The sequence below is a fragment of the Microbacterium sp. genome (assembly GCF_036566905.1).
GTDB lineage: Bacteria > Actinomycetota > Actinomycetes > Actinomycetales > Microbacteriaceae > Microbacterium.
Genome location: NZ_DATCVK010000059.1, coordinates 1 through 14,798, shown reverse-complemented (window position 1 = coordinate 14,798; position 14,798 = coordinate 1). Strand labels below are relative to the sequence as shown.

Below are 14,798 nucleotides of genomic sequence, written 5' to 3'. Positions count from 1 at the left end.
GCGCTGAGCGTGGCCGCGCGCGGCGCGAAGCGGTCGCGCGCCAGCGCGCTGTGCGCGTAGATGGCGTGCGGCATGATCGTCGCGCCGAGGATCGAGGCGGCCAGCAGCACCGAGTCGGTGCCCTCGAATCGCGGTACGAGGCCCGCGACGACGCTGGCGCCGTCGGGCGGCGCGACGAAGACGCCGAACGAGAAGCCGATCGCGATGATGGCGAGCAGCCCGATGATCACGAACTCGAACGGGCGCGGGCCGCGGCGCGACTGGATCAGCAGCAGCGCGATCGACACGGTGCCGGTGATCACGCCGCCCCACAGGAGCGGGATGCCGAACAGCAGGTTCAGCGCGACCGCGCCGCCGATCACCTCGGCGATGTCGGTCGCCATCGCGACGAGCTCGGCCTGCAGCCAGTATGCGCGGCGACCCCATTTCGAGCGGATGCGGTCACCGAGCGTCTCGGGCAGGCTCTTGCCCGTGACGATGCCGAGCTTGGCGGAGAGGTACTGGATGAGCCAGGCCATGACGTTGCCGAGCACGACCACCCAGACCAGCAGGTAGCCGTAGCGGGCTCCCGCCGTCATGTTGCTGGCCACATTGCCGGGGTCGAGATACGCGACGCCGGCCACGAGCGCAGGACCGATCAGCCACGCCAGGCGGGGAAGCGAGCGGCGGGTGGTGGCTGGCGGCATCCTGACATCGTCGGCAGTTTTCGGCACACCGAAATCCTAGCCGTTTTTCGGTACGCCGAAAAGTGACACGGCTGGCAGATCGAGGACGAACTCCTCAGGATCCCGGCCGTCGCACCTCGGCCTTACGCGTCGGCACCGCGTCCGGCGGTCGGGGAGGAGTCAGCGCACGGCGGATAGCCTGGGCCGGTGACCTCGCCCGACGCGACCGCGCACGACCCCGCGCCCGAGACCGGGCCCGACCGAGGCCCGGAACCAGGTTCCGAGCCCGCCGAGCCCACGCTGCCGGTGGGTGTCGGCCCCTGGCCGGGTGGACCCGACGCGTGGCCCGACGACCCGCGGTACGACCCCGAGCTGCTGGCGCACGGCGACGCGCGCAACGTCGTCGACGCCTACCGCTACTGGACGATGGACGCCATCGTCGCCGACCTCGACACGCGCCGCCACGCATTCCACGTCGCGATCGAGAACTGGCAGCACGACATGAACATCGGCTCCATCGTGCGCAGCGCCAACGCGTTCCTCGCCGCCGAGGTGCACATCATCGGCAAGCGCCGCTGGAACCGCCGCGGCGCGATGGTCACCGACCGCTACCAGCACGTGCGCCATCACGAGACGGTCGAGGCCTTCGTCCAGTGGGCGGATGCCGCATCCTTGCCGGTGATCGCGATCGACAACGTCGAGGGGTCGAAGCCCCTCCCGGCCGCCGACCTGCCGGAGGCGTGCGTGCTGCTGTTCGGTCAGGAGGGTCCGGGGCTCTCACCCGAGGCGCTCGCCGCGGCATCCGCGACCGTCCAGATCGAGCAGTACGGCTCGACCCGCTCGATGAACGCGAGCGCCGCCGCGGCTGTCGTCATGTACGAGTGGTGCCGTCGCTGGGCGTGAGCCGGGGCGCGCTCACGCTGCTTCAGCACGCACGGCCGGTGAGGCCAACGGGGTCGCAACGGGAACGGCGCGCACCCGTCGTCCACTGCGCGGCGTGACGGCGAAGCGCACGAGATCGGCCACGACCCCGGCCGCGCGAGACCGTGACGGCATGAAGCGCAGGAAGAACACCAGCCGCAGCAGCCAGGCGAGCGCACCGGTGAACGGCACGCCGTACAGCTCCGAGAGACCGCGGCCGTAGCCGAACGACGCGGCGCGACCGAGTCCCGGATAGGTGAACAGCCTCGCGGGGCGCCCGCGCAGCTCGCGGACGAGCGCGCGGCCGATGTGGTCGCCGCCCTTGATCGCCCACAGCGCGTTGGCCGGCACCGGCTCGCCCGTGCCGGGATGCGACACCCGGGCGCCGTCGCCCGCCGCCCAGACGCCGGCGGTGACCGCGAGTGTGCGGCTCGTACGCAGGCGCCCGCGCTCATCGCGCCACCGGTCGAGTCCGGGAAGGCGCACCGGCTGCTGACCCGTGGTGGCGACCACGGTCGTCGTGGGCAGGGTCGTGCCATCCGAGAGCACCGCATCGGTCGGGGTCACCTCGGTGAGGCGCGTGCGCGGAATCACCCGCACGCCGAGCCGATCGAGCTCGGCCTCGGCTCGTGCGACGAGTCGCGGCTGGTCGGACCACTCGGCCAGGATCCGGCCGGCGGCGTGGACCAGGGTGACCGGATGGCCGCGATCGGCGATGGCAGCAGCCAGCTCGGCGCCGGCGATCCCGCCCCCCGCGACGACGACGGGCGAGCGCGGCACCGTGGCCAGGTGATCCGCGAGGACCCCGATCTCATCGGGCCCGCGCAGCGTGAAGCCGTGGTCCCGGAGCCCGGTGACACCGGCTGTCGGCTCGGCAGCGCCGGTGCCGACCACGAGCTGGTCGTATGCCAGGGTCTCGATCGCGGCGTCGCCGTCGCGGCGGTACGACACCGAGCGGCCGACGGTGTCGACGCTCGCGGCACGGCCGCGGACGATCCGCGCGAGCGGCATCGCCTCCGACAACGGCGTGGCCAGGCGATCGGGGCGCACCATGCCTGCGACGAGCTCACCCGTGAAGCCGTGGAACCGGTGCGCGTGATCGGCGGAGATCACGACGATCTCGAGGTCGCCCCGGCGGACGTCGCGCGCGCAGCGCCGCACGAGCTTCGCATAGGCGTGCAACGTCACGTAGCCGCCGCCGAGGATCACCACACGGGTCATGCGATCACCGCCGAGTGCGCCTCGAGTGCGACGGGTCTGCCGAAGCTCGTCGGCTCGGCGGCATGGAATCCCAGGTGACCGAGGCTCCGTGCCCGCTCGCGGATGGCGGCGACCTGCTCGAGCGTCGGATTGCCCAGCGAGAAATGGCCGGAGTGGCCGGAGAGCGCGAGGATCGCCGTCTCGGCGAAGCAGGCGTACGAGCGGCCGTCCGGCAGGCCGATCTCGCCGCCGGTGAGGCGGAGGCTCGGGATCGCGACGATGCCGCCGTCGACGACGAGCACGTCGGGTCGTGCCGACGCGAGCGCGGGCGACGTGTTGCGCGGCTGGGTGGCGTCGAGCACCACCGCACTCGATGCCAGGTGCTCCGGACCCAGGAGCGTGTCGGCGGACGCCGTGAGCAGCACGACGAGATCGGCAGCGCGGACCGCGTCGATGGTCTGGGCGACGTCCACATCCACGTCGTCGGCGATCGCCGCCGCGAGCGCCTTCAGCCGCCCCTCTGTGCGCGCGATGAGTGTCAGCTGCGCGCCGGCGCTGTCGCGGGCGAGCAGCTTCGTGACCGCCGTGCCGACGCTGCCGGTCGCGCCGACGATGGCCACGTGCGGCCGTCCGGTCCGTGCGGAGACGTGAGGCAGCAGCATCCGGATCTGATCCTCCACGATCGCTGCCGTGAAGGCGTTCCCGTTCGTCACGGCGATGTCGGTGCGCTCGCGCAGCGTGAGGCCGCCGGCGGTGACCGTCGCGGTGAGCGCCCCGAGGCCGACGACGTCGGCGCCGAGAGCGGCGGCGCGGTCCACCGCACGGCTCACGCGGCGTCGCCCCTCCTCGATGTCCGAGAGCAGGTGCCGGGCACCGAACGGGACCAGCACGACGTGGCCGGCGCGCTCGCCGCCGATCTGCACGCCCGCCATCGTGACCGGAGGCAGCGGCAGGCGGCGCAGAGCCGTGTCGTAGACGCGCTCGGGTACGAGACCGAGCGGCCGCCAGGCGCGCGCGAGGTCCTCGCGCAGACGCGCGCGGGGGTGAACGGTGAACGCGAATGATCCGGTACCGGACATGGCTACTCCTCCTGGCGTCGCCGTGTGCACGCCATGCGAGCAAGGAGCCAACCGGGGCGGCGCTGATACCGTCCGTCCGAAGGCCGGCGTGTCGGTGTCAGGCGCCGGCCGTGAGCCAGGCGGACCCGCGCACGCGCCAGCCGAGGGTGATCAGGCGCGCGAGCATGTAGACGCCGAAGAACGACAGCGCGAGCCACGCGAGCCCCGCCGCGCCGACCGGGTGCAGCACCGCGACGAGCACGAGCGCGGGGACGAACGGCACCAGGTTGAGCACCCCGACGATGGCGAGGTACTTCGCGTCGCCGGCTCCGATGAGCACGCCATCGAGCACGAACACGACGCCGCACACCGGCTGCGCGATGGCGAGCACGATGAGTGCCGGCTGCACCAGCGCGGCGATGCCGGGGTCGCCGGTGAACAGCAGCCCGATCACGCCCGACAGCGCGCCGATCAGCGCTCCGGTGATCACGCCGAACCAGGCTCCCCACGCCACGGTGCGCCCGAGCACGCGCCGCACGAGCCCGGTCTGTTCGGCGCCGAGGCCCTTGCCGATGAGTGCCTGGGCCGCGATCGCCAGCGCATCGAGCGCGAACGCCGCTGTTGAGAAGATCGTGAACGCGACCTGCCAGCCCGCGAGCTCGACCGTGCCGAGGCCCGTCGCGACCGCCACGGTCGCGAGCAGGGCGATCCGCAGCGAAACCGTGCGCAGGAACAGCCACCCGCCCGACCGCGCCGAGCCGCGCACCCCTTCGCGCTGCGGGCGGATGGATGCCTCGTGCCGGCGGGCCAGGCGCCCCACGACGACCGCGTACGCGGCCACCATGCCCCACTGCGCGACGACGGTGCCGACGGCGGAGCCCGCGATGCCCCACCCGAAGCCGTAGATGAACGCCCAGTTGAGGAGGGCGTTGGCGCCGAAGCCGAGGCCCGCGATCCACAGCGGCGTCACCGTGTCCTGCATGCCGCGGAGGAGGCCGGTCGCGGCGAAGACGACCAGCATGGCGGGCAGTCCCCACATCGAGATGCCCAGGTAGATCTCGGCCTGCTGGGCGACCTCGGGCGTCGCGCCGAACAGCCCGACGAGAGCAGGCGTGGCGGCATAGCCGACGAGTGCCAGCACGGCGCCGATGCCGAGGGCGAGCCACATGCCGTCGATGCCGACCGACACGGCGCGGGACGGGTCGCCCGCGCCGAACCGGCGGGCGACGGCCGGCGTCGTCGAGTAGGCGAGGAAGACCATCAGCCCGACGATGGTCTGCAGCACCGCGGACGCGATGCCGAGTCCGGCGAGCGGCTCGACGCCGAGGTGCCCGACGAGCGCGGAGTCGACGATGAGGAAAAGCGGCTCGGCGATCAGGGCGCCGAGCGCCGGCACCGCGAGCCGCAGGATGTCGCGATTCAGGGTGTCGGTCGTCACCCTCCGAGCCTAGGAGGCGCCGCCGACGCCGGCGGCGCGCTCCGACGCCGGCCCTCGGCATCCGTCATCATCACAATGCGGTCACGGCCCCGGATCGGTGCCTCACCGAGGATTCGCACACCTGGGGACGGTTACCCTGGAACGCATGACCGACGCCCCCCGCTCCGGTCTCGCGCTCGAGGAACTCAGCGCCGAGATCCGCCCTCAGGACGACCTGTTCCGCTACGTCAACGGCTCGTGGCTGGATCGGACCGAGATCCCCGAGGACAAGGCGAGGTGGGGCTCGTTCCACCTCATCGCGGAGCAGGCCGAGAAGGACGTGCACGCGATCGTCGAGGAGTCGCAGCAGGCTGAGCCCGGCACCGAGGCGCGCAAGATCGGCGACCTCTACACGAGCTTCATGGACACCGAGCGCATCGACGCGCAGGGTGCGGCACCCCTCGCGGACGTACTGGCGCGCGTCGACGCGGTCGCCGACATCCCCGGCTTCCTCCGCACGATCGGCGAGTTCGAGCGCGAGGGCATCGCGGCGCTCATCCACCTGTACATCGAGCCCGACCCGGGCAACCCCGAGCGCTACGTGCCGTTCTTCATCCAGGGCGGCCTCTCGCTGCCGGACGAGAGCTACTACCGCCTCGACAACTTCCAGGAGACCCGCATCGCGTTCCGCGCGCACGTGCAGCGGATCCTGGAGCTCGCCGGCGTGGCCGAGGCCGAGGCCTCCGCCGATCGCATCGTCGCGATCGAGACCGAGATCGCCACCCACCACTGGGACAACGTCGCGAGCCGCGACGCGGTCAAGACCTACAACCTCAAGACGTGGGACGAGGTGCAGGCGCTCGTCGGCGTCGACCTGACGCCGTGGCGCGAGGGGGCGGCCTCCGACCACGCCGATGCGTTCGCCGAGATCAACGTGTACCAGCCGAGCTTCTTCGAGGGTCTCGGCGCCCTGCTCGTCGAGGACCGCCTCGACGACTGGAAGGCATGGCTGCGGTTCACCGTCGTGCACTCGGCGGCGCCGTTCCTGTCGGACGAGTTCGTCGCCGAGAACTTCGGCTTCTACGGGACGCAGCTCACCGGCGTGCCGGTCAACCGCGAGCGGTGGAAGCGCGGCGTCAGCCTCACCGAGGCGGCGATGGGCGAGGCGATCGGCCGCGTCTACGTCGAGCGTCACTTCCCGCCGGCGTCGAAGGTCGCGATGGACGAGCTGGTCGCCAACCTCATCGAGGCCTATCGCCAGTCGATCTCCGGGCTCGAGTGGATGACTCCCGAGACCCGCGAGCGCGCGCTCGCGAAGCTCGACGCCTTCACCCCGAAGATCGGGTACCCGGTGAAGTGGAAGGACTACTCGGCGCTCGAGATCGACGCCGAGGACCTCGTCGGCAACGTCCGCCGCGCCCACGTGTGGGAGCACGACCGGCAGCTCGCCAAGGTCGGCCAGCCGATCGACCGCGACGAGTGGTTCATGACGCCGCAGACCGTCAATGCGTACTACAACCCGCTGATGAACGAGATCGTGTTCCCTGCGGCGATCCTCCAGTACCCCTTCTTCGACGCAGAGCGCGACGCCGCTGCGAACTACGGCGGCATCGGCGCGGTCATCGGCCACGAGATCGGCCACGGCTTCGACGACCAGGGCAGCCGCTTCGACGGCGACGGGTCGCTGCGCGACTGGTGGACCGACGATGACCGCGCGGCTTTCGAGGAGCGCACCAAGAACCTCATCGCCCAGTTCGACGCCCTGGTGCCGCAGGGCCTCGCTCCGGAGAACACCGTCAACGGCGCGCTCACGATCGGCGAGAACATCGGAGACCTCGGCGGTCTCGGCATCGCGATCAGGGCCTACGCCCTGTCGCTGGGCGATGCCGAGGCGCCGGAGCTGGACGGCTTCACCGGCATCCAGCGTCTGCTGCTCAGCTGGGGACAGATCTGGCAGCAGAAGGGGCGGGATGCCGAGACCATCCGTCTGCTGACGATCGACCCGCACTCGCCCAACGAGTTCCGGTGCAATCAGATCGTCCGCAACGTCGACGCGTTCTACGATGCATTCGGAGTGACGCCGTCGGATGCTCTCTGGCTCGACGAGGATCAGCGCGTCACCATCTGGTGACGTCCGGGCCGCGTGCGGCCCGTTCGCCCCGCAACAACATCAATGGGAGGGAAACTCCGTGGGCATCGAGCCCAGAAGGGACGCCGAGTCGCTGCGGGGGGCGCGACGGAGCACCGGCCGGCGGCTGCCGAAGAGGGCGGCTGCCGGACGTCGTTCGTTCACGTCGACGCTGAAGGCGCTCGACGATCTCGCCGCATCGGGTGCCAAGATCTCGGTGCGGATCACCGATCTCGACCGCGGCACATCCGTGCTCTCGGGCGACGACTTCGTCACCCTGCCGGTGGCGGGGCTCGGCGTGGTGCCGCTGCTCATCGAGGTGGCCGCGGCGTTCGAGTCGGGGCGGCTCGAGCCGCTCGAGATCATCGACCGCGCACAGCTCGAGCCGGTCGGCGTCGGGGGAGTGTGGCAGCACCTGAAGGCGCCCGCGCTGCCGCTGTCCGACCTCGCGGTGCTCACCGCGTCGACGGGCGACGCCATGGCCGCCAACGCGCTGCTGCGGAGGGTCGGGCTGCCGGCGGTGCGCGCGCGCATCGAGGACCTCGGTCTCTCGCGCTCCGCGCTGCTCGACCGCTTCCGCGACGAACGCGGGCCCGACGACGCCCCGCACTTCGCACTCGGCTCGGCCCGCGAGCTCGCAGAGGTCTTCGCGGCCCTGGTCAACTCGCAGGTGGTCTCGCCGAGCGTGAGCGCGCAGGTGGCCGAGTGGCTGAGCCTCAACCACGACCTCTCCCTCGTGGCATCGGCGACCGGACTCGACCCGTTCTCGCACGAGAACGACGAGCACGGCCTGCTCTTCATCAACAAGACCGGTCGGGATGCCGGCGTCCGCGTCGAGGCGGGTGTGCTGGCGGGTCCCCGCGCCGGTGTGTCGTACGCCCTCATCGTGTGCTTCGACGACCTGTCGATCTCGCACCGACTGCGGGCGCACGAGGCGTTCCGCGTGCTGGGCACCGATCTCATGGAGTACGTGTTCTGAGGCGGGCGTCCTTGCGTGACACGGGGTTTCCCTACGCGCGAAGGCATCCCGTACCATCGCAAGGGTGTCAACACCGCCGTTCCGCGCCGACATCGTCGGCAGCTTCCTCCGTCCCGCCGAACTCGCAGAGGCCCGCCGCCGCTTCGCCTCCGGCCAGATCGATGCCGACGCGCTGCGCATCGCGGAGGAGACCGCGATCGCCGAGCTCGTCGTGCGTGAGTCCGACGCCGGCCTGAAGCTCGCGACCGACGGCGAGTTCCGCCGCTCATGGTGGCACTTCGACTTCTTCGGCCTGCTCGACGGCGTCGAGATCGTCGAGCTCGATCACGGCATCCAGTTCCAGGGTGTGCAGACCAAGCCGCGCGGCATCGAGGTCACCGGCACCATCGGGTTCAGCGACACCCACCCGTTCCTCGACCACTTCCGCTCGCTCAAGAGCCTGCTCGAGCGCACCACCGGCGCGGTGCCGAAGTTCAGCATCCCGGCACCCACCGTGCTCGACTTCCGCCTGGAGCCGGGGCACATCGCCTCCTCGGCGTACGACGGCCGCGACGCCATCGTCGACGACCTCGTCCAGGCGTACCGCGACGCCGTCGCCGCGTTCTACGATGCGGGCGCGCGCTACCTCCAGTTCGACGACACCGCCTGGGCCTACCTGTGCTCGGACGTCGAGCTCGAGAAGGCCCGCGAGCGCGGCATCCACACCGACGGCATCGCCGAGCGGTATGCCGGCATCCTCAACCGCATCCTCGACGGCAAGCCCGACGACCTCGTCGTCACGACCCACGTCTGCCGCGGCAACTTCCGCTCCACCTGGATCTCGTCGGGCGGCTACGAGCCGGTGGCCGAGCAGCTGCTGGGCAACACCGCCTACGACGGCTACTTCCTCGAGTACGACAGCGAGCGCGCCGGCGGCTTCGAGCCGCTGCGGTTCCTGCCCGAGGGCGACAAGACGGTCGTGCTGGGACTGATCACGTCCAAGAGCGGCGAGCTGGAGGACGTGGACGCCGTCAAGAAGCGCATCGACGAGGCATCCGCGTTCGCCCCGCTCGAGCAGCTGGCGCTGAGCCCGCAGTGCGGCTTCGCCTCGACCGAGGAGGGCAACGTCCTCACCGAGGAAGAGCAGTGGGCCAAGGTGCGCGAGGTCGTCGACATCGCCGCCGACGTCTGGCGCTGACCCCTTTACCAACGCTCTCATTCCCGGGTCTGGGCCGGGGCTCCGGTCGTTGAGCGAGCGAGGAACGAGCGAGACGGAACGCGCCGCACCTGGCGCAGAAAAGCGGCTCGGGGCGTTTCGTCTCGGCCGCTGGCGCTCCCTCGCTCAACGACCGGGATTTCCGGTCAGTGAGCGAGCGAGACGAAGCGTCAGACCACCGGGGTGCCGTGCGTGTGGAAGGTCTCGATCGTCTTCATGCCCCAGGCCTGGCCTTTGCGGCGCTCGGCCTCGGACCACTCGACGACGGGCTGATCGGGATCCAGCAGCAGGCGGGCACCGGCCTGGGCGAACTCGATGCGGTTGCCGCCCGGCTCCCACACGTAGAGGAAGAACGTCTGGTTGATGGCGTGCTTGTGCGGGCCCGACTCGATGTGGATGCCGTTCTCGAGGAAGATGTCCGCGGCCTTCAGGATGTCTTCGCGGGTGTCGGGGGCGAAGGCGATGTGGTGCAGGCGGTTGCCGTGCTTGGTCCAGTCGTCGGAGTACACGACGTCGTACGACTTCAGCGAGAAGTGGAACCACCACGCCGCGAACCGGCCGTTGTCGAGCCGGATCCGCTCCGACTCGCGCATGCCCAGCGCGTCGCGCAGGAACTCGCCGTTGGCCTCGACGTCCTTCGCGAGGTAGTTGATGTGGTCGAGGCGGCGGGCGTTCACGCCCCGGCCCGGGAAGCGCGAGGCCTGGTTCTTGAGCGCCGGCTTGTCGTCGGTGGCGACGTAGCGCTCGGCCTCGTAGAAGATCGCCATCGCGTGCCCGTCGGGGTCGGTGAACCCGTATGTCGGCCCGCAGCCCACGTCGCCCTCGGTCCATCCGGTGCCGTGCCCGGTCGCCTCGATGGCGGCGACGCGACGCTCCAGCGCCTGCGGCGATGAGGCGCGGAACGAGGTGCGACCCACGCCCGCGGCATCCGACGCGGTGAGCTTGATCGTGTACAGCTGGTACTCGTCCCAGGTGCGCAGGTAGAGCGAGTCGCCGTCCTCGGCGACGACGCGCATCGCGAGGAGCTCTTCGAAGAACCACCGGCTCTCCGCGGGCTTCGGGGTGAGCAGTTCGACGTGGGCGAGGTGGGCGACGTCGAACGACGTGTCGGCGGTCATGGGGCGTCCTCTCTGACGTGTTCGGGTGTCTCGGGTGCGATCACCGGCGCGGGCGGGGGAAGACCGTGCCGTCGAAGAGCTTGCGGGCGGTGCGGAGCGAGAACGAGGTCGCGCGCCACGTGCCGCCGGCGTCGCGCGTGACGTTCACGCGCGACGGGAAGGTGCCACCGGGGTGCTCGACGGCGGTCTCGTCGCCGGCGAGCGGGCCGGCGATGTCGTGCCCGACGGCGCCGGGGATCCTGAGCGCTGCCGCGACGGATGCCGCCATCAGCACGCCGATCGATGTGTGCACGCGGGCGGGGATGAAGGCGCGGGTCGTGATCGCGCCGCCGTCGCGGGGCGGCGACAGCAGGATCATCTTCGGCACCGTCTGCCCGGCGACGTCGCCCAGCCCCATCAGCGGACCGGCGCCGAGCCGGACGCGCTCGATGCGCCCGGCGAGCTCGTCGTCGGCCTCCAGTGCGGCGGGCGGCTCCGAGCCGTCCACGCCGAACTCCTCGGCCCGCAGCAGCACCACTGGCATCCCGTTGTCGATCAACGTGACCGTGTGGCCGTCGATCTCGTCGGAGGCGTGGCCGGTCGGAAGTAGCGGCTTGTCGGCCCCGCCGCCGACTTCGAGTTCGATCGCGGATCCCGTGCCGGGGACGCCGTCGATCACCGCGTCGCCGTCGTACTCGGGGCGCCCGTCGACGGTCGGGAACTCGGCAGTGGCGATGTCGCCGGTGTTCAGCAGCCGGATGCGGACCGTCGTGCGCTCCCCGGTCGCGGGCACGAGGCCGCGCTCGACCGCGAACGGCCCGATGCCGGCGAGCAGGTTGCCGCAGGTCTGCGCGTCGCCCACGGTCGGCGCGTCGACGCCGATCTGCAGGAACAGGTAGTCGACGTCGATGCCGGCCACTGCGGAGCGCGACACGACCGCGACCTTGCTGGTGAGCGGGTGCGCGCCCCCGATGCCGTCGATCTGGCGCGGGTCGGGCGATCCCATGATCCGCAGCAGCAGGTCGTCGCGCGCTGCGCGGTCGCTCGGCAGATCCGAGGCGAGGAAGTACGCCCCCTTCGACGTGCCGCCGCGCATGAGCATGCAGCGGATGCCGTCGCGCACCGCCGTCTCTACCGATGCCGTGCTTGCGACCGATGCCGCGCCCGCGACCGACGGCTCGCCCGCGACCGGCTGCTCAGCCGCGTTCACGGTCTCGCGCCTCCCAGTCCGCCTGCGTCAGGTACTCGACGCCGAGCTCGGCCAGAAGCGGTCGCAGCCCCTTGCGGTCGAGGCTCAGCTGGCCGCCGCGGTACGCCTCGCGGTCGGCCTCCTCCTTCGCGAGGCGGGCGTCCGCCGCGGCGAGGGCCTCGTCCGCTCCGCGCCGCGGGACCCGCAGCACGCCGTCGTCGTCGGCGACGATGACGTCGCCGGGGGCGACCGTGACCGCACCGAGGGTGATCGGCACGTTGACCGAGCCAGGCGTCGCCTTGACGGTGCCCTGCGCGAAGACCGCCGCCGACCACGCAGGGAATCCCATCGTCCGCAGCTCCGCGATGTCGCGCACCCCGGTCGTCGTGACGAGCCCGCGCACCCCTCGGGCGTGCAGGGCGGTGGCGAACAGTTCGCCGAACGCCCCGTCGACGGACGGCGACGTCGTCGTCACCACGAGCACATCGCCGGCGCGGCATTGCTCGACGGCCGCGTGGATCATGAGGTTGTCGCCGGGGTGGCATAGCACCGTGACGGCCGTGCCCGCGATCCGGACGCCGTCCTGGATGGGACGGATGCCGGCACCCACGAGCCCGGTGCGACCCATCGCCTCGTGCACCGTCGCGACGCCGTGCACGCCCAGGGCGTCGGCGGTGGCGGCATCCGCCCGCTCGATGTCGGTGACGACCACCGGACCGCTCACGACCAGGTCCCTCCGCTCACGACAAGGTCCATCCGCTCATGACAGTGTCTGGGTGACCTGCGGGAAGTGCCGCATGTAGGCCTCGCCCATCGTGTCGTGGGGGAGACCCAGGTTCGGGCCGGCGTTGCGCTTGAGCTGCACGCCGCGGCGGGTCGCGAGGTCGGTGTAGTACGACCACATGTGCTTCTGGGCGGGCAGGCACTCCATCGCGGCGCGCTTGCGCGGGAACGCCTCCGTGATGTCGAGGAGGACGTTCGGGGTGAAGTCGCACTGCTCGGGCTGGTGCGGCTCGAAGAAGAAGACGGGCGGGGCGCCGATGATGTCATCTTTCGAGGGGTAGCTTCCGTCGGAGTTCGCCACGCCGATCGCCTGCGCCAGCACGCGGGCGTCGAGGGCCATGCGCGCCGCGGCGGGGTGGTCGCCGTTGTACGGGTCGCGGAGGGTGTGCGTGAGTACCACGGTGGGCTGCACCCGCCGGTACAGGTCGACCAGGCGAGCGACGGCCTCGCGCGACTCGGCGAGCGGGTAGTCGCCCAGGTCGAGGAATTCGATCTCGGCTCCGAGAGCGGATGCCGCAGCCTCCGCCTCGTCGCGGCGGATGCGCTTGATCTCATCCAAGGACCTGCCGTCGAGCCATTGGCTGGCCGACTCGCCGCGCTCGCCGTACGACAGGCAGGCGACCACCGCGCGCTCGCCGCGGAGGGCCGCGGCGGCGATCGCGCCGCCTGCCCGCCAGACGAAGTCGCCGGCGTGGGCGCTGACGACGAGGAGCGTGTCGGCAGTGTCTGTCATGGGGCCAGCGAATCACACCCATGGCGAAATGGTCAACAAATTGTCTACAATCGTGGCGACCGTATACCTCTGGACGTAGGTATAGCGGACACGTAGCATCGCGCTCAGGTCACCCCGAAACACTGGACGAGGAAGTCGAGGAACTCATGGCGAGCAACCTGCAGGAGCTCATGGACGAACAGGGGAGCGTGGTCGAGATGCTGCGGAACTCGCAGCTCGGCACCTACATCTACCCCGTCGTGCCCGCGGAGTTCACGAACTGGCGCCGTGAGCAGAAGGCCTGGCGTGAGACGGCGGTGCTCTACGACCAGACGCACCACATGGTGAACTTCTTCATGACCGGCCCCGACGCGCTGAAGCTGCTGTCGGACACCGGCGTCAACTCGTTCGCCAACTTCCCGGTGAACACCGCCAAGCAGTTCGTGCCGACGTCCTCGACCGGCGGGGTGATCGGCGACGGCATCCTGTTCCACCTCGCCGAGGACGAGTACGTCTACGTCGGCCGCGCGCCCGGCGCCAACTGGCTGCAGTTCCACGCCGAGACCGGCGGCTACGGCGTCGAGACCCGCTACGACGACCGCTCGCCGTCGCGCCCGTACGGCGAGGCGGTGACACGCGAGTTCTATCGCTTCCAGATCCAGGGCCCGAACGCCTGGCAGATCATCGAGAAGCTCGCCGGCCGCGAGGTCGAGCAGGTGCGGTTCTTCCACATGGGAGAGCTCGAGATCGCCGGCGAGCACGTGCGCACCCTCCGGCACGGCATGGCCGGAGCGCCCGGCCTCGAGATCTGGGGGCCGTACGAGCAGCACGGGAGGATCCGGGATGCCGTGCTCGAGGCGGGGCGTGAGTTCGGCATCGAGCCGTGCGGTTCGCGCGCGTACTCGTCGAACACCCTCGAGTCGGGGTGGATCCCGTCGCCGCTTCCCGCGATCTACACCGGCGGAGACATCGAGCGGCGCTACCGCGAGTGGCTGCCGGCGAGCAGCTACGAGGCGATCAACGCCCTCGCCGGATCGTTCGTGTCGGAGGACATCGAGGACTACTACCTCAACCCTTGGGACCTCGGCTACGGCTCGTTCGTGAAGTTCGACCACGACTTCATCGGACGCGACGCACTCGAGAAGGTCGACCAGGCCTCGCAGCGCAAGAAGGTCACCCTCGCGTGGGACGCCGAGGACCTCGGCAAGGTCTTCACCTCGCTGCTCAACGTCGACGGACCGAACTACAAGTTCTTCGACCTGCCGCTCGCGAACTACGGTTCGGCGAACTACGACGCGGTCGTCGACGCCGACGGCACCGTCGTCGGATTCTCGATGTTCACCGGGTACAGCGCGAACGAGCGCCGCGGCCTCTCGCTGGCAACGGTCGACGCGAACGTGCCCGAGGGCACGGAGCTCAAGGTCGTCTGGGGTGAGCCGAACGGCGGCACGTCG

At 70.8% G+C, this 14,798-nt stretch carries 13 protein-coding genes; 5 read left to right on the top strand and 8 right to left on the bottom strand.

Annotated elements, in window-relative coordinates; translation table 11 throughout:
• On the bottom strand, positions 1 to 686 hold a 686-nt coding region (locus tag VIP82_RS04940; RefSeq protein ID WP_331906244.1), incomplete at its 3' end, for an Nramp family divalent metal transporter.
• 279 nt (positions 687 to 965) lie between these two features.
• On the opposite strand from VIP82_RS04940, the gene VIP82_RS04935 reads away from it, so the two are divergent.
• Positions 966 to 1,568, top strand: a complete 603-nt coding sequence (locus tag VIP82_RS04935; RefSeq protein ID WP_331906248.1) for a TrmH family RNA methyltransferase — start codon at positions 966 to 968, stop codon at positions 1,566 to 1,568.
• A gap of 12 nt (positions 1,569 to 1,580) precedes the next feature.
• Here VIP82_RS04935 and VIP82_RS04930 read toward each other — a convergent pair whose 3' ends face one another.
• The 3 genes from VIP82_RS04930 to VIP82_RS04920 form a co-directional block, all read right to left on the bottom strand.
• Complete coding sequence (locus VIP82_RS04930; protein ID WP_331906242.1) at positions 1,581 to 2,807, bottom strand: NAD(P)/FAD-dependent oxidoreductase; 1,227 nt, start codon at positions 2,805 to 2,807, stop codon at positions 1,581 to 1,583.
• The gene (locus VIP82_RS04925; protein ID WP_331906240.1) at positions 2,804 to 3,865 is read right to left on the bottom strand and encodes a semialdehyde dehydrogenase; all 1,062 of its coding nucleotides are present in this window, start codon (positions 3,863 to 3,865) and stop codon (positions 2,804 to 2,806) included. Before VIP82_RS04925 ends, VIP82_RS04930 begins: the two co-directional genes overlap by 4 nt.
• A 97-nt stretch (positions 3,866 to 3,962) precedes the next feature.
• The gene (locus VIP82_RS04920; protein ID WP_331906238.1) at positions 3,963 to 5,282 is read right to left on the bottom strand and encodes an MATE family efflux transporter; all 1,320 of its coding nucleotides are present in this window, start codon (positions 5,280 to 5,282) and stop codon (positions 3,963 to 3,965) included.
• Between the two features lie 145 nt (positions 5,283 to 5,427).
• Between VIP82_RS04920 and VIP82_RS04915 the strand changes: the two genes are divergently transcribed.
• The 3 genes from VIP82_RS04915 (at position 5,428) to VIP82_RS04905 (ending at position 9,545) form a co-directional block, all read left to right on the top strand.
• Positions 5,428 to 7,392: a M13 family metallopeptidase gene (locus VIP82_RS04915; protein ID WP_331906236.1), complete on the top strand. Its 1,965-nt coding sequence runs from the start codon at positions 5,428 to 5,430 to the stop codon at positions 7,390 to 7,392.
• A gap of 64 nt (positions 7,393 to 7,456) precedes the next feature.
• Positions 7,457 to 8,368 (top strand): serine hydrolase, encoded by a 912-nt coding sequence (locus tag VIP82_RS04910; protein ID WP_331906246.1) that lies wholly within the window; start codon positions 7,457 to 7,459, stop codon positions 8,366 to 8,368.
• 64 nt (positions 8,369 to 8,432) lie between these two features.
• Entirely contained in the window at positions 8,433 to 9,545 is a 1,113-nt protein-coding gene (locus VIP82_RS04905) for a 5-methyltetrahydropteroyltriglutamate--homocysteine S-methyltransferase (protein ID WP_331906234.1), read from the top strand.
• A 188-nt stretch (positions 9,546 to 9,733) separates the two neighbouring features.
• On the opposite strand, the gene VIP82_RS04900 is transcribed toward VIP82_RS04905, so the two are convergent.
• Genes VIP82_RS04900 through VIP82_RS04885 form a run of 4 tightly spaced genes read right to left on the bottom strand, consistent with a single transcriptional unit; the run spans position 9,734 to position 13,365 of the window.
• Positions 9,734 to 10,681, bottom strand: a complete 948-nt coding sequence (locus VIP82_RS04900; protein WP_331906232.1) for a VOC family protein — start codon at positions 10,679 to 10,681, stop codon at positions 9,734 to 9,736.
• A 40-nt stretch (positions 10,682 to 10,721) separates the two neighbouring features.
• Positions 10,722 to 11,870 carry a 4-oxalomesaconate tautomerase gene (locus tag VIP82_RS04895; RefSeq protein ID WP_331906230.1) on the bottom strand — a complete coding sequence of 383 codons (1,149 nt, stop codon included), beginning with the start codon at positions 11,868 to 11,870 and terminating at the stop codon, positions 10,722 to 10,724.
• A complete protein-coding gene (locus tag VIP82_RS04890) occupies positions 11,857 to 12,573 on the bottom strand; it encodes a 4-carboxy-4-hydroxy-2-oxoadipate aldolase/oxaloacetate decarboxylase (protein WP_331906228.1) in 717 nt (238 codons plus the stop codon). Before VIP82_RS04890 ends, VIP82_RS04895 begins: the two co-directional genes overlap by 14 nt.
• A 36-nt stretch (positions 12,574 to 12,609) precedes the next feature.
• Positions 12,610 to 13,365, bottom strand: coding sequence for a PIG-L deacetylase family protein (locus VIP82_RS04885; protein WP_331906226.1), 756 nt, complete (start codon positions 13,363 to 13,365; stop codon positions 12,610 to 12,612).
• Between the two features lie 146 nt (positions 13,366 to 13,511).
• Here VIP82_RS04885 and ligM point away from each other — a divergent pair.
• On the top strand, positions 13,512 to 14,798 hold a 1,287-nt coding region (gene ligM, locus VIP82_RS04880), incomplete at its 3' end, for a vanillate/3-O-methylgallate O-demethylase (RefSeq protein ID WP_331906224.1).